Here is a 26237-nt window from a genome sequence, read left to right on the forward strand (position 1 = left end):
TCATGACAGCACACGACAATAAAATTCTAGGAGAAGGACTTACTTATGACGATGTCCTTTTAGTACCAGCTTTTTCAGAAGTTTTACCACGCGAAGTAAGTATTCAAACAAAATTTACAAGAAACATCACGCTTAATGTTCCAATCGTATCAGCAGCAATGGATACGGTTACAGAAAGTAGAATGGCAATAGCTATTGCTAGAGAAGGTGGTATTGGTGTTTTGCATAAAAACATGACTATTGAGCAGCAAGCTACAAAAGTACGTCGAGTAAAACGTGCTGAAAGCGGTATGATTATAGACCCTGTAACATTACCACTTACAGCAATCGTACAAGATGCAAAGCAAAACATGGCTGAACATAGTATTGGTGGTATTCCTATTGTTGACGAGTCAGGAACTCTAAAAGGTATTGTTACAAATAGAGACTTACGCTTTGAGAAAAACAATAGCAGACCTATAATTGAGGTTATGACTTCAGAAAATCTTGTTACAGCAGGAGAAGGAACTTCACTTCAAGATGCTGAAGTAATTTTACAACAAAATAAAATTGAAAAATTACCAGTTGTTGATGATAACTATAAGCTTATAGGTTTAATTACCTTCAGAGATATTACAAAACTAACACAAAAGCCTATTGCTAATAAAGATCAATATGGGCGTTTACGTGTTGCAGCTGCCATAGGCGTAACAGGCGATGCAGTTGATAGAGCAGAAGCGTTAGTTAATGCAGGAGTAGATGCTGTTATTATTGACACAGCTCATGGGCATACAAAAGGAGTTGTAGCTGTCTTAAAAGAGGTAAAATCTAAATTCCCTAACCTGGAAGTTGTAGTAGGAAATATAGCTACTGCTGACGCTGCTAAATATTTAGTTGAAGCTGGAGCAGATGCCGTAAAAGTAGGAATTGGGCCTGGTTCTATTTGTACAACGCGTGTTGTGGCAGGAGTAGGATTTCCTCAATTTTCTGCAGTTCTTGAAGTAGCAGCAGCCATAAAAGGATCTGGTGTTCCTGTAATTGCTGATGGAGGCATTCGTTATACCGGAGATATTCCAAAAGCCATAGCAGCAGGAGCTGATAGTGTAATGTTAGGTTCGCTTCTTGCAGGAACAAAAGAAAGTCCAGGAGAAACGATTATTTACGAAGGAAGAAAGTTTAAATCTTACCGCGGAATGGGATCTGTTGAAGCTATGAAACAAGGTAGTAAAGATCGCTATTTTCAAGATGTTGAAGATGATATCAAAAAGTTAGTACCTGAAGGTATTGTAGGTCGCGTTCCTTATAAAGGTGAATTATTTGAAAGTATTCACCAATTTATTGGAGGTTTACGTGCAGGTATGGGATACTGTGGAGCAAAAGATATTGAGACTTTAAAAGAAACAGGAAAGTTTGTGAAAATAACGTCAAGTGGTATTCATGAAAGCCACCCACATGATGTAACTATTACTAAAGAAGCTCCTAATTATTCTAGATAATTATTTTCTATACTTTTTAGAATTACTCATAATTAAAAGATAGGGTAGTCCAATTAAAATAGAGGCAAACATTCCAAAGACTTTTATCTTTGGAATGTTAAGCCAACTAGCAAAACCATAGCTTACAAGTATTCCTACTGCCATAGCTATCATAACATTCCTAAATAAAGTCGCTATTTTTTCAATATTGTATTTGGCTTTTTCTTCAGGAGACATAGTGTTGTAGCCAGCTATTAAGTTGTACATTTTTCCGTGCTTAATAGCTATTCCTATAAGTATAAATAAGGTTGCGGTAAAAATCATACTATCACACTTCTTCGTTATAAACTTGACCTCTATGTGGTTTTAAAGCGTCTCTAATAGGTTTCATATCACTTTCATCAACAACCATGTAAGCTATGGCATGCATTTCAGAAAGAGGTTCAAAACCTGTGATGTTACAAGCTATTTTTTCAATCTTTATATAATCTTTTAGATGAATTTCATGGTGTTTTGCAGTGTTTAAAGCAGCAGGGCCACGAAAATCCCATATAAGTTTCAATTTACGCATTAGCTACAGATATTCCATTTTCAGCAAAATTTTTAAAGTTTTGCATATATTTTTTAGTTTGTTTTTTAAAAGCACTTGGTATGACAAGAGTTACCATTCGTAACATAAATGTTGTTGGAATAAATTCACTTTTAGAAGTCCATTTTGTAAAACCATCTGAAGTCTCTTCAAAATAATTTTCTTGTACGTTATGCATGCCTTTAGCATCATAAGTTAAATGTAATTCATTGGGAAGTTTTGTGTGTAAAATTGTTTCAACAAGTTCCATACTACGGTTTCCTAATTTGTAATTCAATCTCATTTTAGAGCCTATTTGTCCTGGTGTGCCAGAAATATGCTCATAATCTATTAATCCTTCTTGCCAATGTTTCATGTTTTCTGGTGAGTTTAACTTTTTAATAAACTCACTTAAAGAGAGTTTTATAATTATTTCAGTGGTGTATTTCATAATTATATGTCTTACAAAGCATTATTGTTAATGCAAAATTAAAGATACTAAAAAACTTTAATAAGCGTTTGTTAATGCAACTTGTATTATGGTTTAATATTCCTATTTTTGCTTCTATTCAAAAATAAAATTCTATTACACAATGGTTAAATATTTTTTTGCATTTGTTTTTTTAGCAACCTTTTATTTGGGTAATGCGCAAGTAAAAAAATCTGAAGTATTATTTTCTGTAAATGAAAGTCCTGTTTATGTTAATGAATTTGTCAGAATTTTTAATAAAAATATAGACCTAGTAAAAGATGAGTCTCAAAAAGATGTTGATGAGTATTTAAAACTATTTATTAACTATAAATTGAAACTAAAAGAAGCTGAAACCTTAAAACTAGATGAAAAGTCGTCTTATAAAATAGAATTACAAAGCTATAAAAAACAGTTAGCTAAAAATTATTTAACAGATAATAAAGTAACTGACGCTTTAGTTCGTGAGGCATATAACCGCATAAAGCAAGAAGTAAAAGCAAGTCACATATTAATTAGGCTAGATGAAGCTGCCAAACCAGAAGATACTATAAAGGCCTATAATCAACTTTTAGAGTTAAGAGAACGCGTTAAAAATGAAGGGTTTGATAAAGTAAAACAAGATGTTCATAATGGTAGAACTGTTTATGCTGAAGATTTAGGGTATTTTAATGGCTTTAAAATGGTTTATAAGTTTGAAAATGCTGCTTATAATACTAATGTAGGAGATATTTCTATGCCTTTTAAAACTCGATTTGGGTATCACATTGTTCAAGTTTTTGATAAGCGAGAATCTAGAGGAGAACGCACCGTTGGTCATATTATGATAAGTAATAAAAAAGACCCGAAATTAGAAAGTTCAGAAACCCGTATTAATGATATTTATGCAAAATTAAAGCAAGGCGAAGCATTTGAGTCTTTAGCAAAGCAATTTTCTGAAGATGCAAGTTCTGCAAAAGTGGGCGGGAAATTAGCACCTTTTAGTGGAGGACAATTAAGCTCGTCTGAATTTGAAGATGCAGCATTTGCTCTAAAAAATGTTGGAGATGTATCAAAACCAATACAATCAGCTTTTGGTTGGCATATTATAAAACTTTATGATATAAAACCAGTTCCTTCATTTGATGAAATGAAATCTGAACTTGAAGTAAAAGTAAAAAGAGACTCAAGATCTCAAATAATCAACACCTCTATTGTAAACGATTTAAAAGAACACTATAAAATCCCTTCTCAAAAACCAGAAGGATTGACTTATTTTGAGCATATATTAACCAATGATTATTATAATGGAACATGGAGTTTACCAGAAAACTTTAAAGCCACAGAGCAATTGGCGGTTATAAACGATAAAAAAATCACTAATGCAGATTTTGGAAACTACTTGTTAAAAACACAACAAAGAAGCAAACCAGTTGAGCCTTTAAATAAAATTATAGCTGAAAAATATGATGCTTTTTTAGGGCAAGAGTTAATACAATATCGTGAGGAAAATTTAGAAAATGAAAATGAAGATTACGCCAATATAGTTTCAGAATACAGAGATGGTTTATTGCTTTTTGATTTAATGGAAACCCAAATATGGAATACTTCAAAAACAGATTCGTTGGGAATTCAAGAGTATTACAATGCTCATAAAGAAGACTACTATTGGAATAAAAGAGCCGATGCAGTGGTTGCTTCTTCAGCTGATAAAAAAACAATAAAAAAAGTAGCAAAGCTTCTTAAAAAGGGAGAATCTCCAGAAACTATAAAAGAAAGTTTAAATACAAACGGAAAGGTTAATGTCATTTTTACTTCAGAAATAATGGATAAAGAACACCAAGCCTTACCAAAAACATTTGAGTTTAAAGAAGGATTATCTGGTATTTACAAGCACAACAATGCCTTTAGTATAGTAAAAGTTAATAAGGTTTTACCAAGAACTCTTAAAACCTTTGATGAAGCAAAAGGAAATATTATTAGCGATTACCAATCTTATAAAGAAGCTTTATGGCTTGATGGTTTACACAAAAAATATCAAGTTACTATAAATGAATCTGTTTTAGAAAAAGTAAAAACTCAAATCAATAAACAATAAATTGCAACCCAAATACTACATATTATTAGCGCTTGTATCTCTTACATCTTGTACATATTTCTATAAACAGGATGATGACAGAGTTCCTATTGCCAGAGTAAATGAGAGTTATCTTTATCATGATGATATTAAAGATCTCATTAAAGAGGATGCTATCTCTAAAGAAGACAGTATTGTAAAAGTTACTAATTTTATAAACAGATGGGCTACACAACAGCTATTAGTTGCAGGAGCAGAACGTAATTTGGCCGAGAATACCCAAAACGAGTTTAATAAATTAGCAAAAGAGTATAAAAACGATTTATATGCAACGGCTTACCTAGAAGCTTTAGTAGCAAGAAGTATTGATACTGTTGTAACACAAGAAGAAGCCAAAGCCTATTATGACGAAAACAAAGAAATCTTTAAACTCAATGAAGATTTAGTAAAATTTCGTTATATAAATATAGATGAAAACAGATTAGATTTTTCTCAAGTAAAAGAACAATTCAAGCGTTATAATAATAAAGACAAAAGAACGCTAGATTCTATTGCAATACAATTTAAATCCTACTCACTTAACGATTCAATTTGGATAAAAACAAACCAAATTATAAGTAAAATACAAGTGATTAATAATGAAAATAAAGATGAATTGTTAAAAAAATCTAATTTTATACAACTCAAAGATTCATTAGGATTATATTTGATGCAAATTAACGATGTTTTATTACGTAATAGTACGGCACCATTAGAGTATGTTAAGCCTACTATAGATCAAATCGTTATTAATAAACGAAAACTCGAACTCATAAAAGAATTAGAAAAAGATATAACTAAAGATGCTATTAAAAATAAACAATTTGAAATCTATAATTAATACCAAACACTTAATGGCATTAAGTCTTATAAGCTGTTTGTCAAGCAATCTTTCTGCTCAAGAAATTATAAACGATGAAGTAAAAGATGCAACAAAAACATCAGACAGTGTTTTAAAAACTGTAGGAGCCAAAAAAATAGATGGTGTTGCTGCTGTAGTTGGTGATTTTGTAATTCTAGACACAGATATAGATCGTACAATTCTACAATTAAAAGCTCAAGGAGCATCAATAGAAGGTGTAACACGTTGCCAGCTATTTGGTAAACTTTTAGAAGATAAGTTGTATGCGCACCATGCAATACAAGATAGTATTGTTGTTTCAGATGCTGAAATTCGTGCCAATGTAGATTATCAAGTTGAGCAATTTTTAGCACAATCAGGTAAAAGTATGGATGAGCTTCTTGCTTTCTATAATAAACCAGATGAAAGAAGTTTCAGAGAGGAAATGTACGAAATCAATAAAAGCAACAAACTTGCTAGCGAAATGCAAAACAAAATTGTTGATGAGATTGAAGTAACACCAGAAGAAACAAGGCAGTTTTTTAACAGAATCCCTGAAGATCAACGACCAACTTTCGGAACCGAACTAAAAGTATCAAGAATAGTCATAGAGCCAAAAACTTCTGAAGAAGAAGAACAACGTGTTATAGACCAGCTTAAACAATTTAGAGTTGACGTTCTTGAAAACGGATCTAGCTTTAGGTCAAAAGTTGTATTATATTCTGATGACAAAGCCTCAATTCCTAATGGAGGTTTGTATACATTAAACAGAAAAAAACCAAGAATGGTTAAAGAGTTTAGAGATGTAGCCTTTTCATTACAAGAAGGAGAAATATCAGAACCGTTCAAATCAGATTTTGGTTATCATATTATCTTTTTAGAAAAAATAAGAGGACAAGAATATGATGTAAGACACATTTTATTAATACCTAAAGTAGCAGAATCTGCAGTATTAGCAGCTAAAGAAGAACTTGAGCGTGTAAGACAACGTATTACAGATGGCGAAATTACTTTTGAAGATGCAGCTAGAGAATATAGCGATGAAAAAGAAACAAAAAGTGAAGGAGGTTTCTTGATAAACCCTGTAACACAAGATTACAATTTTGAATTAACAAAAATGGACCCAGAGTTATACGGGCAAATTCAAAACTTAAAAGAAGGAGAAATTAGTTTAATACAAACCGACAGAGATCATACAGGTAATGTGAAATTTCAAATTTTACGTGTAACAGATAGAGTAGATGAGCATGTAGCAGACTATTCTCGAGACTATTTAAAAATAAAAGAACTAGCCTTAAACGAAAAAAGATTTAAAGCTATTGACAAGTGGCAAACAGAGAAAATTTTAGATACTTATATTAAAATAAACGGAGAATACAGAGATTGTGAATTCACAAACAACTGGTTAAAAAAATAAACTATTATATGTCTGATGTCGCTGCAGTTGAAACATTTGTAAAAAAATACCAAGCTTTAAAATCTGAAATAGCCAAAGTCATTATTGGCCAAGATCATATAATAGATCAAATTTTGATTTCTATTTTTTCGGGTGGTCATGCACTCTTAGTAGGTGTTCCTGGTTTGGCAAAAACCTTAATGGTAAATACCATTGCTCAAGCTTTAGGATTAGATTTTAAAAGAATTCAATTCACACCAGATTTAATGCCTAGTGATATATTGGGTAGCGAAATTTTAGATGAAAACAGGCAGTTTAAGTTTATAAAAGGTCCAATATTTTCTAATATAGTTTTAGCTGATGAAATTAACAGAACACCTCCAAAAACGCAAGCTGCTTTATTAGAAGCTATGCAAGAGCGCGCTGTTACTGTAGCAGGACATCAGTATAAACTAAATTTACCTTATTTTGTTTTAGCAACACAAAACCCAATTGAGCAAGAAGGAACATATCCGTTACCAGAAGCGCAATTAGATCGTTTTATGTTTTCTGTAAACCTTGAATACCCTAGCTTTAAAGAAGAGGTAGAAGTTGTAAAGTCTACAACATCTGTAAACAATCCAACAATCAATGCTTTGTTTACAGCAAAAGAAATTGTTGAGATACAACAACTAACAAGACGCATACCTGTAGCAGATAATGTAATAGAATATGCTGTGCGCATGACAAGCAAAACAAGACCTAATACTGAAACAGCATCAGATTTAGTAAAACAATATATAGATTGGGGTGCTGGTCCTAGAGCTTCCCAAAATTTAATTCTGGCTGCAAAAACTCACGCAGCAACACAAGGAAAATTCTCTCCTGATATTGAAAATGTTCAAGCAGTAGCAACAAGCATTTTTAGACACCGAATTATTAAAAACTATAAGGCTGAAGCCGAAGGAATTTCTATAGAAAAAATCATAGAAAGTCTATTTTAAACCGTTCTAAATAGTGGTATTGATAATTTAAGAGTAATTAATTGTTAATTTATTATTTTTTAAACATCAGAATTGAGTATTTTGTAAAATAATTATCAAAAAATCTTTTTTTATTGAATATTATTCATTGATATTACTATTTTGTTACATATTTTTAAATACTCTTTATAATTTGTATTTTTGTGAGCCTTTATTTTTCATAATGGCAGTTTATTTATTAATAGCAAAATAACTTTTATGCAAACATACAACGACTACCTTAAAGAAATTGAAGCTCGTAAACTTCAAGGATTACATCCAAAGCCTATTGATGGCGCAGAATTATTAAGCGAAATTATAACGCAAATAAAAGATGAAAATAACGAGCATAGAAAAGATTCTTTAAACTTTTTTATATATAACGTTTTACCAGGTACTACAAGTGCTGCACGTGTCAAAGCAGACTTTTTAAAAGAAATTATTTTAGGAGAAACTAAAGTAGAAGAAATTACTTCAGAATTTGCTTTCGAGCAATTATCTCACATGAAAGGTGGACCTTCTGTAGAAGTACTTTTAGATTTAGCTTTAGGTGAAGATAAAGCAATTGCTGAAGCTGCAGCTAAAGTATTAAAAACACAAGTATTTTTATACGAAGCAGATACCGAACGTTTAGAACAAGCAATGAAAGCTGGTAACGCGATTGCAAAAGAGATAATCGAGAGTTATGCGCAAGCAGAATTTTTTATAAAACTTCCAGAAGTTCAAGAAGAAATTCAAGTAGTAACTTATGTTGCTGGTGTAGGTGATATTTCAACAGATTTATTATCACCAGGTGCAGATGCGCACTCAAGATCAGATCGTGAGTTACATGGTCAATCTATTTTTGAGCATAACAAAGATATGCAACAAGAAGTGTTAGCTTTAAAAGAGCAACATCCAGATAAGCGTATTATGCTTATTGCAGAAAAAGGAACAATGGGTGTAGGTTCATCTCGTATGTCTGGTGTAAATAACGTGGCATTATGGACAGGAATTCCATCGTCACCTTATGTACCATTTATCAATATTGCACCTGTAATCGCAGGAACAAATGGTATTGCACCAATCTTCTTAACTACAGTTGGTGTAACTGGAGGAATTGGAATTGACCTTAAAAATTGGGTAAAACAAAAAGACGAAAACGGTAACACAGTTGTAGATGCCGATGGCGAACCTATTTTAAAAGAGGTATATTCTGTAAAAACAGGTACGGTTTTAACAATTAATACAAAAGAGAAAAAATTATATAACGGAGACCAAGAGCTTAAAGATATTTCTACAGCATTAACACCACAAAAAATGGAGTTTATCAAAGCTGGTGGATCTTACGCTGTGGTTTTTGGTAAAAAATTACAAACCTTTGCTTGTAAAGCTTTAGGTATCGAAATTCCTCAAGTGTACGCAGCATCTAAAGAAATTACTGTAGAAAACCAAGGATTAACAGCAGTAGAAAAAATCTTTAATAAAAACGCTGTTGGTACGACACCAGGAAAAACATTACACGCTGGATCTAACGTTCGTGTAGAAGTAAACATTGTAGGTTCTCAAGATACTACAGGTTTAATGACGTCTCAAGAATTAGAAATGATGGCAGCAACGGTAATTTCACCAATTGTAGATGCTGGTTACCAATCTGGTTGTCATACAGCTTCAGTTTGGGATGATAAATCAAAAGCTAACATTCCGCGTTTAATGAAATTTATGAACGATTTCGGTTTGATTACTGGTCGTGATCCTAAAGGTCATTATCACGCAATGACAGACGTAATTCATAAAGTATTAAACGATATTACCGTAGACGATTGGGATATCATTATTGGTGGAGATTCGCATACGCGTATGTCTAAAGGTGTTGCTTTTGGTGCCGATTCAGGTACGGTAGCATTAGCTTTAGCAACTGGTGAAGCAACAATGCCAATTCCAGAGTCTGTAAAAGTAACGTTTAAAGGTAACATGAGAAGCTTCATGGATTTCCGTGATGTGGTACATGCAACGCAACAACAAATGTTAAAGCAATTTGATGGCGAAAACGTATTCCAAGGTCGTGTTATCGAAGTACACATTGGTACATTAACATCAGATCAAGCCTTTACATTTACAGATTGGACTGCAGAGATGAAAGCGAAAGCGTCTATCTGTATTTCTGAAGAAGAAACGTTAATCGAGTCTTTAGAAATTGCTAGAGATCGTATCCAAATCATGATTAAAAAGGGTATGGATAACGAAAAGCAAATGTTACAAGGTTTAGTAGATAAAGCAAACAACAGAATAGAAGAGCTTAAATCTGGTTCTAAGCCAGCATTAAAGCCAGATGCAGATGCTAAATATTATGCAGAAGTGGTTATCGATTTAGATGAAATCGCAGAACCAATGATCGCAGATCCAGATGTAAACAACGAAGATCCTTCAAGACGTTATACACACGATACTATTCGTCCATTATCATACTATGGCGGAACTAAAAAAGTAGATTTAGGTTTCGTTGGATCTTGTATGGTACATAAAGGAGATATGAAAATTTTAGCACAAATGCTAAAAAACATCGAAGCTCAACACGGTAAAGTAGAATTTAAAGCGCCATTAGTTGTAGCGCCACCAACATACAATATTGTTGATGAATTAAAAGCTGAAGGTGATTGGGAAGTATTACAAAAATACTCAGGATTCGAGTTTAACGACGACGCACCAAAAGCAGCTGCACGTACTAAATACGAAAACATGTTGTATTTAGAGCGTCCTGGTTGTAACCTTTGTATGGGTAATCAAGAAAAAGCTGAACCTGGAGATACAGTAATGGCTACATCTACACGTTTATTCCAAGGTCGTGTTGTAAAAGATGCCGATGGTAAAAAAGGAGAATCATTATTATCATCAACACCAGTTGTAGTATTATCAACTATTCTTGGTCGTACACCAACTATGGAAGAATACGAAGCTGCAGTAGATGGTATCGTATTAACCAAGTTTAAGCCATCTCAAAAACAATTAGTAATGGCATAAAAGTCTTAATAATTTATAATGAAAAGCCCGAATTTTTTAATTCGGGCTTTTTTATTAACCTTTTTTTATGATAGTATGAGTTATATTTTAGTAACTTATAACAAGTCTAAATTACAGTGATATCATAGTATATACAGTACTTTATCGCTTTTTTTTAATAAATTTAATACATAAAAAAACAAAAAACTAATCATATGGCATTTGACATTGAAATGATAAAAAACGTTTACTCTAAAATGGCAGAACGTGTTGATAAAGCGCGAAAGGTTGTAGGTAAACCATTAACACTTTCAGAAAAGATTTTATACGCACATCTTTGGGATGGTAATCCGGAAAAAGCTTTTGTTAGAGGCAAGGATTATGTAGATTTTGCACCAGATAGAATAGCGTGTCAGGATGCAACAGCACAAATGGCTTTGTTGCAGTTTATGCAAGCAGGTAAAGCAAAAGTAGCAGTGCCAACAACGGTGCATTGTGACCATTTAATTCAAGCAAAGCAAGGTGCTGCACCTGATTTAAAAAGAGCAAATGAAACAAGTAATGAAGTATTTGATTTCTTGGCTTCAGTATCTAATAAATATGGTATTGGCTTTTGGAAACCAGGAGCAGGAATTATTCATCAAGTGGTGTTAGAAAATTATGCGTTTCCAGGAGGTATGATGATTGGTACCGATTCTCATACAGTTAATGCTGGTGGTTTAGGAATGGTTGCTATTGGAGTAGGAGGTGCTGATGCTGTAGATGTTATGGCAGGTATGCCTTGGGAGTTGAAATTTCCAAAACTCATAGGTGTTAAGTTAACAGGAAGCTTAAACGGTTGGACTTCTGCTAAAGACGTTATTCTAAAAGTAGCTGGTATTCTCACGGTAAAAGGAGGAACAGGAGCTATTGTTGAATACTTTGGGCCGGGAGCAAAAAACTTATCGTGTACAGGAAAAGGAACTATCTGTAATATGGGAGCCGAAATAGGAGCAACAACATCAACATTTGGATATGATGATTCAATGGAGCGTTATTTACGAGCAACAGATAGAAGTGATATTGCAGATGCAGCTAATGAAATTCGTGAGTACTTAACTGGAGATAATGAAGTTTATTCTAATCCTGAATCATATTTTGATCAAGTTATTGAAATAGATTTAGATACATTAAGACCACATTTAAATGGACCTTTCACACCAGATTTAGCAACACCAGTTGGTGAATTAGGTAAGAAAGCAAAAGAAAATGATTGGCCAATAAAAGTTGATTGGGGATTAATAGGATCTTGTACCAATTCTTCTTATGAAGATTTAACGCGTGCAGCATCTATAGCAAAACAGGCGGTAGATAAAAAAATTAAATCAAGAGCTGATTTTGGTATTAATCCAGGATCAGAGCAAATTCGTTATACAGCAGAACGTGACGGTATTTTAAAGATTTTTGAAGATCTTGATGCAACTATATTTACAAATGCTTGTGGACCATGTATAGGACAATGGGATAGAAGTGATTTAAAAGGAGAAGAAAAAAACACCATTGTACATTCATTTAATAGAAACTTCTCAAAAAGAGCAGATGGAAACCCTAATACGCATGCCTTTGTTGGTTCTCCAGAAATGGTTGCTGCAATTGCAATTTCTGGACGTTTAGATTTTGACCCAATGCATGACACATTAATTAATGAAGATGGAGAAGAAGTAAAACTAGATGAGCCACAAGGAATAGAGTTACCACCACAAGGTTTTGAGGTGGAAGATGCTGGTTATGTTGAGCCATTAGAAGATGGTAGTGGTGTTACAGTTACAGTAAATCCTAAATCAGAACGCTTACAATTACTAACACCTTTTGAACCAATTGGTGATGAAATAAAAGGCGCGAAGCTGTTGATAAAAGCTTTTGGAAAATGTACTACAGATCATATTAGTATGGCAGGACCATGGTTACGTTTTAGAGGGCATTTAGATAACATTTCTAATAACTGTTTGATAGGTGCTGTAAATGCCTTTGGTAAGAAAACAAATTTTGTCAAGAATCAGTTATCTGGTGAATATGAAGGTGTTCCTGATACGGCAAGAGCTTACAAAGCAGCAGGTGTAAAATCTGTAGTTGTAGGTGATCATAATTATGGCGAAGGGTCATCAAGAGAGCATGCAGCTATGGAGCCTAGACATTTAGGTGTTGCCGCTGTAATTGTTAAATCATTTGCTCGTATTCATGAAACAAATCTTAAAAAACAAGGATTATTAGGTCTAACTTTTGTCAATGAAAATGATTACGATCTAATTCAAGAAGACGATACATTCAACTTTTTAGACCTTAATGAATTTGCACCAGATAAACCTCTAACAATAGAGCTGGTTCATGCAGATGGTAGTAAAGATGAAATAAAAGTTAATCATACTTATAATGATGCTCAAATAGCATGGTACAAAGCAGGTTCGGCACTAAATTTAATTGCTGCTGAAAATGCTTAATATCTTAATATATAAGAGGATAATAATGAAAAAGCCCTTAGATTAAGGGCTTTTTTTATTGCATAAATTGTAAGGCGTTTTTCTATTTAGCGACAGTTTATATAGCTAACAAAAACTCTTAAAAATGAAATCTCTTTGGTTTTTTGAAGATGTAAATCTTTTTACAGTCTTATGCCCTCACAAATTTAAAACCTACAAAAAACAACACACTTTTGATGCTTATAAAAAGAAAGATTACATTTATTTTGAAGAAGACTCTGCAAATAAAGTATATCTCATAGAAAAAGGAAAGGTTAAAATTGGTTACTATAATGATGATGGTACAGAGGTAACTAAAGCAATTTTAACAAAAGGTGAGCTCTTTGGAGAAAAAGCCATTCTAGGCGTAGAAAAGCGAGACGAATTTGCTCAATCACTGGATAATAATACATCAATATGTCCTATAGGTGTAAATACCATGCACGAATTAATGAGAGATAATCAAACATTTAGTTTTAAAATATACAAGTTTATAGGCTTTAAGTTTAAAAAGTTAGAAAGGCGATTACAATTACTACTTTTTAAAGACTCAAAAACGAGACTTTTAGAGTTTTTAAATGAATTATGTACAGAGTATGGTTATAATTGTGAAGAAACAGGAAATCAAATTATAAAACATCCATATACTCAAAAGGATATTGCTTCTTTAATAGGAACATCTAGACCAACACTAAATATTTTAATGAACGAATTAAAAGATGCTCATATTATTGATTTCAACAGGAAAGAAATCAGAATTTTAAAAAAAATGCGTAATGTTAGTTAGCTAACATTTTTAGTTGTTGCTTTAAAATACTTTTGATAAAGAACTTTAAAAAATAAAAGCAATGATTAAAAAAATGATTTTTTCAGTTGTAGCGCTATCAACCTTAATAACATCTTGTAGTAGCGACGACGATACTTTAGTTTTATTACCAGGAGCACAAACATCAGATTTAACTTTAAACTTAAACGGACTAGAAACTTTAGGTGACGATTTTGTTTATGAGGGCTGGATAATTGTAGATGGAGAACCTGTATCAACAGGTACATTTTCAAGTGTAACTTTTCCACAAACGTTTTCAGTAAACACCGCGCAATTAAATGCAGCTACAACTTTTGTGTTGTCCATAGAGCCAGCAATAGATTTAGATCCAGCACCAGCAGATACAAAAATTTTAGTTGGTGATTTTTCAGGAGATACTGCAAATGTTAATTCTGGTATTGTAGGAGATTTTTCTAGCGCAGCAGGAGCTTTCTTTTTAAGAACTCCAACAGATGAAACAGGTACAAATAATGGTAACGATCAGTATGGTGTCTGGTTTGGAACACCAGGAATGCCTCCAGTTTCTAATTTTAATTTGCCAGAGCTTCCAGATGGTTGGGCTTATGAAGGTTGGGTTGTTGGCGATTCAGGGCCATTAACAACAGGACGATTTAACGTATTTAATATGGCAGATGATAGTGCGCCATTTAGTGAAACATTACAAGCTGGACCTCCAATACCAGGAGAAGATTTCTTTATAAATGCACCAATGGGAGAGACGTTTCCTTTAGATATAAGAAACAGAACGGTGGTTATTTCAGTAGAACCAGTTCCTGATAATTCTCCAGCACCATTTTCTATAAAACCATTATTAGGAACAGCAGGAATGGAAACAGCACCATCAACACATAATTTTATGCAAAATTTAAATTCACTTCCAACAGGAATGGTGACTAGATAAAAGTAAATTTTTGTTAGTTTTAGAGCATGATCACCTTACTGGTGGTTGTGCTTTAATATTTTAAAAAATGAAATTAAAAACAAGTAATATTATATTAATAATTGTTATTCTATTATTAATAGTTCCTCAAACGCGAAAGCCCATTCAAGTTTTTTTAAACAAAGGATTAGCAATGATTAGTCCATCTGTAACTGAAGTTTCTGAAAGAGCTTCTGTAAATAATTATGACTGGGAGTTGCTGGATGCCACGGGAGCAATATATAATTTTAATGATGCTAAAAACAAAGTGGTTGTTGTAAACTTTTGGGCTACTTGGTGTCCGCCATGTATTGCTGAAATGCCAAGTCTAGATGCGTTATATGAAGATTATAAAGATGAAGTAGTGTTTTTGTTTGTTTCTAATGAGTCAGTAGATACTACAACAAAATTTTTAAGAAAGCATCAATATCAGATTCCAACATTTCAACCAAAAACTACCATTCCTAGTGTGTTTCAAGTGAGTTCTATACCCAGAACATTTTTAATAGACAAAAAAGGAATGGTAGTGGTTGATAAGACTGGTGCCGCAAATTGGAATAGTAAAGCAATTACATCAACAATAGATAAATTACTTTTAGATTAATTTATAGACAACTAGGCTTATTTTATTTTAAAGTAGAAGGACAAACTTCATCAGTAACCGGGATTCCAACTTTTTTTATAGCACCAAATCCTCCAGCTACATCTATTAAATTATGGATACCACGACTTTTTAAAATTGAAGCAGCAATAACGCTTCTATATCCGCCAGCGCAGTGCACATAAAAAGTATCATTTTTAGGGAATTCGGCTAAATGATCGTTTAAAAAATCTAAAGGCGTTAAATGTGCATCTTTAATGTGAGAAGAAAGGTATTCACCTTGTTTTCTTACATCAAAAACAGGAATATCATTATTAAGAGCTTCTTTAAATGTTTCTGCAGAAATAGATTCGATTGTATCAATATCTTTTCCTGCTTTTTCCCAAGCATCAAAACTGCCGTTTAGATAACCTAAAGTGTTGTCAAAACCAACGCGAGATAACCTTGTAACGGTTTCTTCTTCACGACCTTCTGGTGTAACTAATAAAATAGGTTGCTGAACATCGGCTATTAAAGCACCAACCCAAGGAGCAAACCCACCATCTATACCAATAAAAATAGATCTAGGAATATGTCCTTTTACAAAATCTTTTTGATGTCTAACATCAAGTACAATGGCTCCAGAATCATTTGCTATAGCTTCAAACTCATCAGGGCTTAAAGCTCTAGTACCGCGCTCTAAAACATCATCTATGTCATCGTAACCTTCTTTGTTCATTTTTACATTAAGCGGGAAATATTGAGGCGGTGGCAGTAAACCGTCAGTGACTTCCTGAATGAATTCATCTTTTGTCATGTTCTCTCTAAGGGCGTAATTGGTCTTTTTTTGTTCTCCAATTGAGCCAACGGTTTCTTTGCTTAAATTTTTACCACAAGCAGAGCCAGCACCGTGAGCTGGATACACAATCACATCATCAGCTAGTGTCATTACTTTATTTCTTAAGCTTTCATAAAGTGTGCCTGCTAATTCTTCTTGTGTCATGTCAGCGGCTTTTTGAGCTAAATCTGGACGTCCTACATCACCTAAAAATAGCGTATCTCCACTGAAAAGCGCATAGTCTTTACCATTTTCATCAATAAGTAAATAGCAGGTACTTTCCATAGTATGGCCAGGTGTATGAATGGCTTTTATGGTTATGTTGCCTAATTTAAATTCTTGTCCATCGTTTGCTATAATTGCATCAAAAGCGGGGTTTGCCATGGGGCCGTAAACAATAGGAGCTCCGGTTTTTTTAGAAAGTGTTACGTGTCCGCTAACAAAATCAGCGTGAAAATGCGTTTCAAAAATATAGGTGATTTTTGCGTTAGCTTTTTCAGCTTTTTTAATGTAAGGTTCTACTTCTCTTAATGGATCAATAATAGCAACTTCTCCATTACTTTCAATATAATAAGCGCCTTGAGCTAAACAACCTGTGTATATTTGTTCAATTTTCATAATCTTACTTTTTTTAACTTCAACATCAATCTTAACAATACAAAAATACTATATGTATTGTGATTTTTAAATAATCTCTTTTATTAAAATATAGATGGCCATAATCATGATAAACCATCCAAAACTTTTTTTAAGTTTTTTGTTAGATACATATTTTGAGTAATAACCACCTATAAGGATTCCTATTACGGTTGTTAATGAAAATGTTAGTAGGAAACCCCAATGCATTTCAGAGTGGTGTACATCGCCTAAAAAACCAATCAGTGAGTTTATAGCTATAATTACAAGAGATGTGCCTACGGCTTTTTTCATAGGTAATCCAGCCCAAAGTACTAGTGCAGGAACATATAAAAAGCCGCCACCGGCTCCTATAAGCCCGGTTATGGTTCCTATAACTAATCCTTGAATAAACGTTTTGTAATATGATTGTTTGGTTATTGGTGTCTCAATCTCTTTTCTTCCTTTTATCATTGATATAGATGCAAAGAACATAACTATGGCAAAGAATATCATAATAGCCATATTTTTTGTTAGCACTAATCCATTAACTTCAAAAAGATTTTCAGGAATAAGAGGAAGAAAATAGCGTCTAGAGATATAAACTGCTAAAAACGATGGAAACGAGAATGCAAATCCTGTTTTAAAATCAACTAATTGCTTTCTATGCTTTTGAAAAACACCAATAATAGACGATGACCCAACAACAAAAAGAGAATAGGCTGTAGCAACAACTGGGTTAAATCCTAGTAAATAAACCATTAAAGGCACTGTTAATATAGAACCACCGCCGCCAATAAGTCCTAGAACAATTCCTATAATTAAGGCGCCTACATATCCTAAAATGTCAATTAAACTCATTTGGTGTTATTGTTAATTTTTAAGCAAAGGTAAATACGAGTTAGCACATAAAAAGTAACTTATGTTACAAAGCTTAAAGTTCTTTTAAAATTATATGGTTACGATGTAGTTCTATTTTATTGAGGGTTTCAAGTTTTTTTAATAGTCTTGAAATAACAACACGAGAAGTGTTTAGCTCATAGGCTATTTCTTGATGTGTATTGTGTATTGTATTGCTGTTATTAATTTTTGATTTATCATTAAGATATTTAAGAAGTCGGGCATCCATTTTTAAAAAAGCAATGTTATCAATAGTTTCTAGCATTTCGTTGAGCCTATCATGGTAGCTTTTAAACACAAAGTTTCTCCAGCTCTTATACTTAGCAGACCACAACTCCATTTTTTCAATAGGAATCATAATAAGTTCGGTTTCATTTTCAGAAATGGCTCTTATTTCGCTTTTAGTTTGTCCTAAACAGCATGTGAGTGTCATGGCGCATGTGTCTCCTTTTTCAAGAAAGTAGAGTAGAAGTTCATTTCCGTCATGGTCTTCTCGCAATATCTTAATAGCACCAGATATAAGTAAAGGCATACTTTTGATATATTGACCAATTTCAATAAGCTGAAAATTTTCAGGAATTTTTTTGTAAATACCAACTTGGTTTAGTTCAGATATTAAATCTTTTTCTAAAAGATGACCGTAGTTTTCTTGTAGCTTCTCAATCATGAAACGAATATACTATTTTCCATAGGTATGATTGTAAAATAATAGAAGTATTCGTGGAAAAAGATATAAAATAAAAAAGTGCGCACGAGAAGATTCGAACTTCCACATCCTAAACGGATACTGGCCCCTCAAGCCAGCGCGTCTACCAATTCCGCCACGTGCGCTTTTATAATTGCTAAAAGTAGAGTTTAATATAATTTTAGGCAAAAAAAAACCTTGTTAAAATTAACAAGGTTTTTTGTGACCGGGCTGGGGCTCGAACCCAGGACCCTCTCCTTAAAAGGGAGATGCTCTACCAACTGAGCTACCCGGTCTTGCAAGGCTTTGTTTGCGTTTGCGGGTGCAAATATAAGAGCTTTATTCAATTAAACAATACTTTTTTTTAATAATTTTTTAATTTTTTTTTAATCAGACGGCTATCCTTTTAATAATCAATTTATAGCGATAAAAATTTTTTTTTAATTGTAGCTTTATTTTTATTTGTGCACTGCTTAAATGAAGTAATTGTTATGAAAATTATACTAATAGGATATATGGGTTCTGGAAAATCTACCATAGGAAAAGCGCTAGGCTTGCTTGTTAATATTCCTTTTGTAGATTTAGATAGTTATATAGAAGAAAAAGAAAAACAAACCATACACGACATTTTTAAAACTAAAGGTGAAGTGTATTTTAGAAAGCAAGAACATTTTTATTTAAAAGAGTTATTACAAGCAGATGGACCTATGGTTTTATCTTTAGGTGGCGGTACACCTTGCTTTATAAATAATGAAAAGCTACTGTTTAATAACACAAGCTATAAAACTGTATACCTAAATGTATCTGTTAAAGAACTTGCAGATAGATTATTGATAGGTAAAGCGTCAAGACCTTTAATATCTCACATAAACTCGTTAGAAGAAATGCAAGAGTTTGTAGGGAAACATTTGTTTGAGCGAACTGTTTTTTATAATAAATCAGAAGTTGTTATAGATGCTAATAAAGATCAAAAAACAATTTTAGAAAAGTTAGTTATGATGTTATTCTAAATATGCTTCAAAGGTTTTTCCTTCTAGCACAACATCTATATGCTCATGTAGAGATGTTGATAAAGAAAGACCTTTAAAATCAGCTTTAACAGGATATTTTTTATGGTTTCTATTAACTAAAACAGCGGTTTTAAATTGTTTTAAAGGAACTTCTAGAAAATGTTTTACACCATAAATTAGGGTTGTTCCAGAGTTTAAAACATCATCTATTAGTACAACAGATTTGCCTTCGTAATCACTAGGAGCAATAGAGGTTTTAATAATGTTTCTAGGATTCTTTTTATCAATTTCTACTTTACAAAGAATGGGCTTTATGTCAGAAATTTTTGATAACATTAGCTTCAGTTTTTTAGCTAAAATATAACCGTTACTATCTATTCCGGCAAGAATAACTTCCTTTTCATTAACGTTACTTTCATATATTTGATAAGCAATGCGTCTTATTTTGTGAGTTATTTCTTCGTGATTTAAGATAATATTTTTTGTAGCACTCATTGTGATAATAGATTTAATTCAAAGATACAGGAGAAATTTAATACTTATTCATTTTCATCGTAAAAATCATCAATATCTCTTCGGTCTTTTTTGGTGGGTCTACCAGTTCCTTTTTTGCGGTAATAATCTTTTGAGTATTTTAGTAACTCTTGAGCATCAAAAGCTTCTTTTGGAGTTGTGTCAATACGATAAATATCTACCAGTTTTGCGCCAACACGATTAGGAGGAATATCATTAACAGTAAGTTTGTAGTTGATTTGATCTTTTCTAACTTCAATAGTGTCAGTAGGAAAAACCTCTCTACTAGGCTTTACTGAATCACCATTTACTTTTATGTGACCTTTTTTGCAAGCTGCAGTAGCCAGACTTCTGGTTTTAAAATACCTAACACACCATAAATACTTGTCTATTCGCATATAATAATTGTAAAAACTACGTTAATCTTTTTGTGCAAAACTATTTTTATATTGTATCTTGCCGGCTCAAAAATAAGCAAAAATGAATTTAAGAAAACTAACGTTAGCAACGCTTTCTATAATAACTATTGTTATATCTTGTAATAATGACGATGATGAAACCTATTACACAGTGCCAGATAGAGATAGAACAGAAGTTTATAACGAAGATATTGCAAAAATAGAAGAGTATTTACAAACACACTTTTATAATTATGAAGACTTCGATTTTTCTGATCCTTACGGTGTAGCTAATGATGATTTTGAAATTGTATTTGATACTATAGCAGGAGATAATAGTGACAAAACACCTTTGATAGATCAAGTAGGTTATAAAGTTGCCTTTTCTTATAGTGACGAAATAGCGTATAGACTATACTATCTTAAAGTTCGAGAAGGGCAAGGCAAGGAATTATATCCAACAGACCAAGCCTTTTTAGATTATGAAGGTTCAAGACTTACAGATGGATATGTGTTTGATAGCACAGCTAACCCAACACTTTTAAACTTAACAACTGTAAGTACAACAACAACAGGTGTAATTGATGGTTTTAGACAAGGGTTAACAGAGTTTAAAACAGCTACAGAAGTATCAGATAACGGAGACGGAACAGATGCATATAGAGGGTTTGGAATAGGCGCTATATTTATTCCTTCAGGATTAGGATATTTTTCTTCTCCAACAACAACAATACCGGCATATTCATCTTTAATCTTTAAAATTGGATTAAAAGGATCTGTGCATACAGATTATGATTTTGATGGAGTACCATCATATTTAGAAGATTTAAATGCAGATGATGATGCCTATACTGATGATACTGATGGCGATTTAGTAGCAAATTTTATTGATAACGATGATGATGGAGATGGTGTTTTAACTATTGATGAAGTAGAAGTGAAGTCTTATACTGAAGATGAGACTATGACTCCTTTTGCATCTCAAGCAGATGCTCAAACTTACTTTGACAACAATGCTGAAGCAAATGAGTATTTTGTTAGTATTGTAGAGAGTAATGATGGCACTATAATAACACTTAACACGGTAGTTTTGACAGATTCTAACAATGATGGAACTCCAGATTATTTAGATAGTTCTGTGAACTAATAATATATTTAAAGTAAAAAAAAAGCCACTTGTTTATATAAGTGGCTTTTTTTTATTATAAAATTAATGAAACGCCCAAAATAAGCTGTTCCTGCCTAGTATCTAATCTACTTATACCTATGCCATTATTACTGATAAAAGTGGCTTCATTATTACTAAAACCTCGCTCATAGCGTAAATCTATACCTATGCGGTTAAAGCTAACGCCAATTCCGAAGTTTAGACCAACAGTAAAGTCATTTTTTACATCAGATATTAAAACTCTATTTTCAAAATCAGAAGCTATAATATATTGAAAGGAAGGACCAACAAAAGCATTAAATAGTTTTAAGAAATTGACACCAACCAATAGAGGAGCATCAAGTTTTTGCATAGTAAAACTGTTATTTACGTAATCACTTTTGGTATTTGTAAAGACTAATTCTGGTCTAAAAAATACATTTTTACCAATTTTTCCAAAGATACCAAAATGATAACCTATGTTTCTGTCAGGATGTTCGGCATTACTTATTGCAGATTCGTAGTAATTGCCATTGCCGTTATAGTTTAAACCAGCTTTAAAGCCAAAACCATTGGCATTTTGCGCTTGCAATCCTATTGTAGTTAATAGGATTGCGATAGCGCTAATGAGGACTTTTTTCATAATTAATCGTTTTAAATTGATATTTATAAAACGAATAATTAAAGTAATTATTTTCTTTTTATAACAGTTTGGCAGGCTTTTACAATAGCATCGCTATTTAAACCATACTTCTCCATTAGTTGAGCAGGAGTGCCAGATTCTCCAAATGTATCATTGGTAGCTATAAACTCTTGCGGAGTTGGTTTGTGAGTAGCTAAAGTTCTTGCTACACTTTCTCCTAAACCGCCAAGGTAGTTATGCTCTTCAGCAGTTACAATGCACCCTGTTTTAGAAACAGAATCAATAATGGCTTTTTCATCAAGAGGTTTTATAGTATGTATATTTATAACCTCTGCAGAGATACCTTGTTCATGTAATGCTTTTGATGCTTCTAAAGCTTCCCATACCAAATGTCCAGTAGCAACAATAGTTACATCGGTACCTTCAGTAAGTTGAATAGCTTTACCTATCTCAAATGTTTGATCTTCAGGAGTGAAATTTGCAACTTTAGGTCTTCCAAAACGTAGGTATACAGGACCATGATGTTTTGCTATAGCAATTGTAGCAGCTTTGGTTTGATTGTAATCACATGGATTTATAACAGTCATACCAGGTAGCATTTTCATTAAGCCTATATCTTCTAGTATTTGATGAGTAGCTCCATCTTCACCTAGAGTTAAACCAGCGTGTGAAGCACAAATCTTTACATTTTTATCAGAGTAAGCAACGCTTTGGCGAATTTGGTCATAAACACGACCAGTAGAAAAGTTAGCAAAGGTTCCTGTAAAAGGAATTTTACCGCCTACTGTTAAACCAGCTGCAAGACCTATCATATTAGCTTCTGCAATTCCTACTTGAAAAAAACGTTCTGGATGATTGGCTTTAAATTCGTCCATTTTAAGAGAGCCAATTAAGTCGGCACAAAGAGCAACGACATTCTCGTTAGTTTTTCCTAACTCTGTTAATCCTGCTCCAAAGCCTGAACGCGTATCTTTACTTCCTGTATTTGTGTATGTTTTCATTGTTTAATATGATTATGTTGTGTTGTTTTATCTTTTAGGATAGACTTCATCAATTTTAAATTTAAAATTGAAATCAACTATCTTTTTAGATATATATTGAGTTTCAAGCCATATTTTACCATCTTTCAAGTGTAATATTTTTTCTAATTCTTGATTATCAGCAATTCTTAAACTATGATTTTCTAAAATATAGTTTTTATAATTAGAACTACTTGTACCATCATAAATATTATTAACACTTAAAAAATGATAATGCTCAGAAATAATCTTCTTTCTTTTTTTGTTTTTAAAACGGGTTAAATGAACAATTGTCTTGTTGTTGATGGAATCTAATTCATATTCAAAATCTTCAGTAGAATTTTTATATGATTTATGTTTACTGTGTACAACTACTGTAAATAATTTAGAGTTACTTAATTTATTAAGATCATCGATAGTTTTGTAATCAAAATCTTCATCCACATCAAATTTGATAATCTGTTTCTTTTTTCGATCATTTAATGTTGCTTCATTATTTAAGCCATTAACTTTAATAAAAAGATTGTAAGTCGAATCTTTTTGGTTTATAAAATCAATAACTTTTCCCATAAACCCATGTGAGTAATCTTTAACGTTTGAAATAGTGACTAAATCAAAATGATAATTCCTCTCCAAATCTTGAGAGTAAGAGGAGTTTATGGCTAAAAAAGCTAATACTATTAAAAGTATTCTTGTCATTTAATAATCTCCCAAAGTTTCAGGGTTTTGTTCTAATCCAATAGCTAATTGTTCGTCATTAGGTGCTTTACCATGCCAAGCATGAGTATGCATCATAAAATCTACACCATTACCCATTACTGTTTTTAGTAATACGCAAACAGGTTTTCCTTGTCCAGTTTTAGATTTAGCATCAGCCATTCCTTTTAAAATAGCTTCAATGTTATTTCCTTCTTCTATTTCTACAACAGTCCAACCAAAAGCTTCAAATTTACCTTTTACACTTCCCATTGGTAATACATCGTCTGTAGAACCATCAATCTGTTGTCCGTTTAAGTCTATAGTAGCAATAATGTTATCTACTTTTTTGGCAGCAGCATACATAATAGCTTCCCAGTTTTGACCTTCTTGTAATTCGCCATCACCATGTAAGCTATATACTAAATGAGAATCGTTATTTAGTTTTTTTGCTTGTGCAGCACCAAGTGCTACAGACATTCCTTGACCTAATGATCCAGAAGCAATTCTTATTCCTGGAAGACCTTCATGAGTAGTTGGGTGTCCTTGTAAACGAGAGTTTATAATTCTAAAAGTGTTTAGCTCTTCAACAGGGAAATAGCCTGCTCTAGCTAATACGCTATAATAAACTGGTGAAATATGACCGTTTGATAGAAAGAAAATATCTTCACCAATTCCATCCATATCAAATGTGTCGTTTGTGGTCATGATTTCGTTGTAAAGCGCTACAAAAAATTCAGCGCAGCCTAAAGAACCTCCAGGATGTCCAGAGTTTACTTTGTGTACCATACGTAAAATATCTCTACGTATTTGAGTAGTTAAATCTTCTAGTTGTTGTGTGTTTGGCATTTTAAAGTTGTTAATTTTTCCGTTGCAAAAATAGTGCTTTATATATATTTAAGGAAAGAGTTAAGAGGCTTTTATTAACTAAAATCATGCATTTGCTAACAATTTTGTTTTTATTAAGAAGTTCATCACGTTTTGTTAATTATATTTGCCAACTGATGACTTTAGGATATGACATTTGAATTAAAAGGAAAAGATCAACAATCAAAAGCTAGAGCTGGTGTAATTACCACAGATCATGGTGTTATAGAAACACCAATATTTATGCCTGTAGGTACAGTGGCTTCAGTAAAAGGTGTGCACCAACGAGAACTTAAAAATGATATCAACCCAGATATTATTTTAGGTAATACCTACCATTTATACTTACGACCACAAACAACTATTTTAGAAAAAGCTGGTGGTTTGCATAAGTTTATGAATTGGGATAGAAATATACTTACTGATTCGGGTGGTTACCAAGTATATTCACTTTCGGCCAATAGAAAAATTAAAGAAGAAGGTGTTAAGTTTAAATCGCATATAGATGGTAGTTATCATACATTTACACCAGAAAATGTTATGGAAATTCAGCGAACAATAGGCGCTGATATTATCATGGCTTTTGATGAATGTACACCATATCCTTGTGATTATAACTATGCGAAAAGATCTATGCATATGACGCATAGATGGCTAGATAGATGTATTAACCATTTAGAAAAAGTACCATTTAAGTATGGCTACAGTCAGGCCTTTTTTCCTATAGTTCAAGGAAGTACATACAAAGACTTAAGAAAACAATCTGCCGAGTATATTGCAAATGCTGGCGCTGTAGGTAATGCTATAGGAGGTTTATCAGTAGGAGAACCTGCAGAAGAAATGTATGCCATGACAGATGTTGTGTGTGAGATTTTACCTGAAGATAAGCCAAGATATTTAATGGGTGTTGGTACACCAATTAATATTTTAGAGAATATAGCACTGGGTGTAGATATGTTTGATTGTGTTATGCCAACTAGAAATGCTAGAAATGGTATGCTGTTTACTGCTCATGGTACAATTAATATCAAAAATAAAAAGTGGGAAGCAGATTTTTCTCCTATAGATGATATGGGAATTACCTATGTTGATACAGATTATACTAAAGCCTACTTAAGACACTTATTTAGTGTAAACGAACGTTTAGGTGCACAAATAGCAACCATTCATAATTTAGGGTTTTATTTATGGTTGGTTAGAGAAGCAAGAAAGCATATATTAGCAGGAGATTTTAGAACCTGGAAAGATATGATGGTAAAACAAATGGATAAGCGTTTATAAAC

Annotated in this window: 25 protein-coding genes and 2 tRNA genes; 13 read left to right on the forward strand and 14 right to left on the reverse strand. The window is 32.7% G+C overall.

The features are described 5' to 3' along the window. Nucleotides 1–2: 2 nt before the first annotated feature. Nucleotides 3–1475, forward strand: coding sequence for an IMP dehydrogenase (guaB, locus tag ABD690_RS08205; protein ID WP_344729186.1), 1473 nt, complete (start codon nucleotides 3–5; stop codon nucleotides 1473–1475). On the opposite strand, the gene ABD690_RS08210 is transcribed toward guaB, so the two are convergent. Genes ABD690_RS08210 through ABD690_RS08220 form a run of 3 tightly spaced genes read right to left on the reverse strand, consistent with a single transcriptional unit; the run spans nucleotide 1476 to nucleotide 2473 of the window. Further along, nucleotides 1476–1778 carry a DUF3784 domain-containing protein gene (locus ABD690_RS08210; protein WP_344729188.1) on the reverse strand — a complete coding sequence of 101 codons (303 nt, stop codon included), beginning with the start codon at nucleotides 1776–1778 and terminating at the stop codon, nucleotides 1476–1478. 4 nt (nucleotides 1779–1782) lie between these two features. Next, nucleotides 1783–2025: a hypothetical protein gene (locus tag ABD690_RS08215; protein ID WP_344729190.1), complete on the reverse strand. Its 243-nt coding sequence runs from the start codon at nucleotides 2023–2025 to the stop codon at nucleotides 1783–1785. Continuing rightward, nucleotides 2018–2473, reverse strand: a complete 456-nt coding sequence (locus tag ABD690_RS08220) for an SRPBCC family protein (protein ID WP_344729192.1) — start codon at nucleotides 2471–2473, stop codon at nucleotides 2018–2020. Before ABD690_RS08220 ends, ABD690_RS08215 begins: the two co-directional genes overlap by 8 nt. A gap of 142 nt (nucleotides 2474–2615) precedes the next feature. Between ABD690_RS08220 and ABD690_RS08225 the strand changes: the two genes are divergently transcribed. The 9 genes from ABD690_RS08225 (at nucleotide 2616) to ABD690_RS08265 (ending at nucleotide 15647) form a co-directional block, all read left to right on the forward strand. Next, the gene (locus tag ABD690_RS08225; RefSeq protein ID WP_344729194.1) at nucleotides 2616–4568 is read left to right on the forward strand and encodes a peptidylprolyl isomerase; all 1953 of its coding nucleotides are present in this window, start codon (nucleotides 2616–2618) and stop codon (nucleotides 4566–4568) included. A gap of 1 nt (nucleotide 4569) precedes the next feature. Next, the gene (locus ABD690_RS08230) at nucleotides 4570–5427 is read left to right on the forward strand and encodes a peptidyl-prolyl cis-trans isomerase (RefSeq protein ID WP_344729196.1); all 858 of its coding nucleotides are present in this window, start codon (nucleotides 4570–4572) and stop codon (nucleotides 5425–5427) included. Continuing rightward, on the forward strand, nucleotides 5390–6844 hold the full coding sequence (locus ABD690_RS08235; protein ID WP_344729198.1) for a peptidylprolyl isomerase: 1455 nt from the start codon (nucleotides 5390–5392) through the stop codon (nucleotides 6842–6844). Before ABD690_RS08230 ends, ABD690_RS08235 begins: the two co-directional genes overlap by 38 nt. An 8-nt stretch (nucleotides 6845–6852) precedes the next feature. Beyond that, nucleotides 6853–7806: an AAA family ATPase gene (locus tag ABD690_RS08240; protein ID WP_344729200.1), complete on the forward strand. Its 954-nt coding sequence runs from the start codon at nucleotides 6853–6855 to the stop codon at nucleotides 7804–7806. Between the two features lie 237 nt (nucleotides 7807–8043). Beyond that, nucleotides 8044–10824: a bifunctional aconitate hydratase 2/2-methylisocitrate dehydratase gene (locus ABD690_RS08245; protein WP_344729202.1), complete on the forward strand. Its 2781-nt coding sequence runs from the start codon at nucleotides 8044–8046 to the stop codon at nucleotides 10822–10824. Between the two features lie 194 nt (nucleotides 10825–11018). Beyond that, nucleotides 11019–13280: an aconitate hydratase gene (locus ABD690_RS08250; RefSeq protein ID WP_344729204.1), complete on the forward strand. Its 2262-nt coding sequence runs from the start codon at nucleotides 11019–11021 to the stop codon at nucleotides 13278–13280. A 124-nt stretch (nucleotides 13281–13404) separates the two neighbouring features. After that, nucleotides 13405–14085 carry a Crp/Fnr family transcriptional regulator gene (locus tag ABD690_RS08255; RefSeq protein ID WP_344729206.1) on the forward strand — a complete coding sequence of 227 codons (681 nt, stop codon included), beginning with the start codon at nucleotides 13405–13407 and terminating at the stop codon, nucleotides 14083–14085. Nucleotides 14086–14146: 61 nt separating this feature from the next. Further along, a complete protein-coding gene (locus tag ABD690_RS08260; RefSeq protein ID WP_344729208.1) occupies nucleotides 14147–15025 on the forward strand; it encodes an anti-sigma factor in 879 nt (292 codons plus the stop codon). 67 nt (nucleotides 15026–15092) lie between these two features. Further along, nucleotides 15093–15647: a TlpA family protein disulfide reductase gene (locus tag ABD690_RS08265; RefSeq protein ID WP_344729210.1), complete on the forward strand. Its 555-nt coding sequence runs from the start codon at nucleotides 15093–15095 to the stop codon at nucleotides 15645–15647. 22 nt (nucleotides 15648–15669) lie between these two features. Here the strand turns inward: ABD690_RS08265 and ABD690_RS08270 are convergent, their stop codons facing one another. The 5 genes from ABD690_RS08270 to ABD690_RS08290 form a co-directional block, all read right to left on the reverse strand. Next, nucleotides 15670–17079 (reverse strand): MBL fold metallo-hydrolase, encoded by a 1410-nt coding sequence (locus tag ABD690_RS08270; RefSeq protein WP_344729212.1) that lies wholly within the window; start codon nucleotides 17077–17079, stop codon nucleotides 15670–15672. Between the two features lie 66 nt (nucleotides 17080–17145). Further along, nucleotides 17146–17937 carry a sulfite exporter TauE/SafE family protein gene (locus tag ABD690_RS08275; protein ID WP_344729214.1) on the reverse strand — a complete coding sequence of 264 codons (792 nt, stop codon included), beginning with the start codon at nucleotides 17935–17937 and terminating at the stop codon, nucleotides 17146–17148. Nucleotides 17938–18010: 73 nt separating this feature from the next. Then, entirely contained in the window at nucleotides 18011–18643 is a 633-nt protein-coding gene (locus tag ABD690_RS08280) for a Crp/Fnr family transcriptional regulator (RefSeq protein WP_344729217.1), read from the reverse strand. 79 nt (nucleotides 18644–18722) lie between these two features. Continuing rightward, a tRNA-Leu gene (locus ABD690_RS08285) sits at nucleotides 18723–18807 on the reverse strand. A gap of 77 nt (nucleotides 18808–18884) precedes the next feature. Next, nucleotides 18885–18957 (reverse strand) — tRNA-Lys (locus ABD690_RS08290). A gap of 195 nt (nucleotides 18958–19152) precedes the next feature. Between ABD690_RS08290 and ABD690_RS08295 the strand changes: the two genes are divergently transcribed. Then, the gene (locus ABD690_RS08295) at nucleotides 19153–19671 is read left to right on the forward strand and encodes a shikimate kinase (protein WP_344729219.1); all 519 of its coding nucleotides are present in this window, start codon (nucleotides 19153–19155) and stop codon (nucleotides 19669–19671) included. On the opposite strand, the gene ABD690_RS08300 is transcribed toward ABD690_RS08295, so the two are convergent. Further along, a complete protein-coding gene (locus tag ABD690_RS08300) occupies nucleotides 19663–20166 on the reverse strand; it encodes a phosphoribosyltransferase family protein (protein WP_344729221.1) in 504 nt (167 codons plus the stop codon). The genes ABD690_RS08295 and ABD690_RS08300 overlap by 9 nt on opposite strands. 44 nt (nucleotides 20167–20210) lie before the next feature. After that, entirely contained in the window at nucleotides 20211–20582 is a 372-nt protein-coding gene (locus tag ABD690_RS08305) for an RNA-binding S4 domain-containing protein (RefSeq protein WP_344729223.1), read from the reverse strand. Between the two features lie 82 nt (nucleotides 20583–20664). On the opposite strand from ABD690_RS08305, the gene ABD690_RS08310 reads away from it, so the two are divergent. Further along, entirely contained in the window at nucleotides 20665–21729 is a 1065-nt protein-coding gene (locus ABD690_RS08310; protein WP_344729225.1) for an FKBP-type peptidyl-prolyl cis-trans isomerase, read from the forward strand. A gap of 55 nt (nucleotides 21730–21784) precedes the next feature. Here ABD690_RS08310 and ABD690_RS08315 read toward each other — a convergent pair whose 3' ends face one another. The 4 genes from ABD690_RS08315 to ABD690_RS08330 are packed head-to-tail and all read right to left on the reverse strand — an operon-like array spanning nucleotide 21785 to nucleotide 24936. Next, nucleotides 21785–22372, reverse strand: a complete 588-nt coding sequence (locus ABD690_RS08315) for an outer membrane beta-barrel protein (protein ID WP_344729227.1) — start codon at nucleotides 22370–22372, stop codon at nucleotides 21785–21787. A 47-nt stretch (nucleotides 22373–22419) separates the two neighbouring features. After that, a complete protein-coding gene (locus tag ABD690_RS08320; RefSeq protein WP_344729229.1) occupies nucleotides 22420–23373 on the reverse strand; it encodes a transketolase family protein in 954 nt (317 codons plus the stop codon). 27 nt (nucleotides 23374–23400) lie between these two features. Next, on the reverse strand, nucleotides 23401–24090 hold the full coding sequence (locus tag ABD690_RS08325) for a hypothetical protein (protein WP_344729231.1): 690 nt from the start codon (nucleotides 24088–24090) through the stop codon (nucleotides 23401–23403). Continuing rightward, nucleotides 24091–24936, reverse strand: coding sequence for a transketolase (locus ABD690_RS08330; RefSeq protein ID WP_344729233.1), 846 nt, complete (start codon nucleotides 24934–24936; stop codon nucleotides 24091–24093). A gap of 168 nt (nucleotides 24937–25104) precedes the next feature. On the opposite strand from ABD690_RS08330, the gene tgt reads away from it, so the two are divergent. Continuing rightward, nucleotides 25105–26235, forward strand: coding sequence for a tRNA guanosine(34) transglycosylase Tgt (tgt, locus tag ABD690_RS08335; RefSeq protein WP_344729235.1), 1131 nt, complete (start codon nucleotides 25105–25107; stop codon nucleotides 26233–26235). Nucleotides 26236–26237 lie beyond the last annotated feature (2 nt).

It is taken from the genome of Corallibacter vietnamensis (assembly GCF_039537875.1).
Classification (GTDB): Bacteria; Bacteroidota; Bacteroidia; order Flavobacteriales; family Flavobacteriaceae; genus Corallibacter; species Corallibacter vietnamensis.

Excerpts from the sequence above, each read along its gene's own strand:
- ABD690_RS08320 (WP_344729229.1), bottom strand. The coding sequence starts at position 23,373 with ATGAAAACATACACAAATACAGGAAGTAAAGATACGCGTTCAGGCTTT.
- ABD690_RS08215 (WP_344729190.1), bottom strand. The coding sequence starts at position 2,025 with ATGCGTAAATTGAAACTTATATGGGATTTTCGTGGCCCTGCTGCTTTA.
- ABD690_RS08245 (WP_344729202.1), top strand. The coding sequence starts at position 8,044 with ATGCAAACATACAACGACTACCTTAAAGAAATTGAAGCTCGTAAACTT.
- ABD690_RS08305 (WP_344729223.1), bottom strand. The coding sequence starts at position 20,582 with ATGCGAATAGACAAGTATTTATGGTGTGTTAGGTATTTTAAAACCAGA.
- ABD690_RS08270 (WP_344729212.1), bottom strand. The coding sequence starts at position 17,079 with ATGAAAATTGAACAAATATACACAGGTTGTTTAGCTCAAGGCGCTTAT.
- ABD690_RS08260 (WP_344729208.1), top strand. The coding sequence starts at position 14,147 with ATGATTAAAAAAATGATTTTTTCAGTTGTAGCGCTATCAACCTTAATA.
- ABD690_RS08255 (WP_344729206.1), top strand. The coding sequence starts at position 13,405 with ATGAAATCTCTTTGGTTTTTTGAAGATGTAAATCTTTTTACAGTCTTA.
- ABD690_RS08295 (WP_344729219.1), top strand. The coding sequence starts at position 19,153 with ATGAAAATTATACTAATAGGATATATGGGTTCTGGAAAATCTACCATA.
- tgt (WP_344729235.1), top strand. The coding sequence starts at position 25,105 with ATGACATTTGAATTAAAAGGAAAAGATCAACAATCAAAAGCTAGAGCT.
- ABD690_RS08265 (WP_344729210.1), top strand. The coding sequence starts at position 15,093 with ATGAAATTAAAAACAAGTAATATTATATTAATAATTGTTATTCTATTA.
- guaB (WP_344729186.1), top strand. The coding sequence starts at position 3 with ATGACAGCACACGACAATAAAATTCTAGGAGAAGGACTTACTTATGAC.
- ABD690_RS08325 (WP_344729231.1), bottom strand. The coding sequence starts at position 24,090 with ATGACAAGAATACTTTTAATAGTATTAGCTTTTTTAGCCATAAACTCC.
- ABD690_RS08310 (WP_344729225.1), top strand. The coding sequence starts at position 20,665 with ATGAATTTAAGAAAACTAACGTTAGCAACGCTTTCTATAATAACTATT.
- ABD690_RS08250 (WP_344729204.1), top strand. The coding sequence starts at position 11,019 with ATGGCATTTGACATTGAAATGATAAAAAACGTTTACTCTAAAATGGCA.
- ABD690_RS08300 (WP_344729221.1), bottom strand. The coding sequence starts at position 20,166 with ATGAGTGCTACAAAAAATATTATCTTAAATCACGAAGAAATAACTCAC.
- ABD690_RS08280 (WP_344729217.1), bottom strand. The coding sequence starts at position 18,643 with ATGATTGAGAAGCTACAAGAAAACTACGGTCATCTTTTAGAAAAAGAT.
- ABD690_RS08240 (WP_344729200.1), top strand. The coding sequence starts at position 6,853 with ATGTCTGATGTCGCTGCAGTTGAAACATTTGTAAAAAAATACCAAGCT.
- ABD690_RS08330 (WP_344729233.1), bottom strand. The coding sequence starts at position 24,936 with ATGCCAAACACACAACAACTAGAAGATTTAACTACTCAAATACGTAGA.
- ABD690_RS08315 (WP_344729227.1), bottom strand. The coding sequence starts at position 22,372 with ATGAAAAAAGTCCTCATTAGCGCTATCGCAATCCTATTAACTACAATA.
- ABD690_RS08220 (WP_344729192.1), bottom strand. The coding sequence starts at position 2,473 with ATGAAATACACCACTGAAATAATTATAAAACTCTCTTTAAGTGAGTTT.
- ABD690_RS08235 (WP_344729198.1), top strand. The coding sequence starts at position 5,390 with ATGCTATTAAAAATAAACAATTTGAAATCTATAATTAATACCAAACAC.
- ABD690_RS08210 (WP_344729188.1), bottom strand. The coding sequence starts at position 1,778 with ATGATTTTTACCGCAACCTTATTTATACTTATAGGAATAGCTATTAAG.
- ABD690_RS08275 (WP_344729214.1), bottom strand. The coding sequence starts at position 17,937 with ATGAGTTTAATTGACATTTTAGGATATGTAGGCGCCTTAATTATAGGA.
- ABD690_RS08225 (WP_344729194.1), top strand. The coding sequence starts at position 2,616 with ATGGTTAAATATTTTTTTGCATTTGTTTTTTTAGCAACCTTTTATTTG.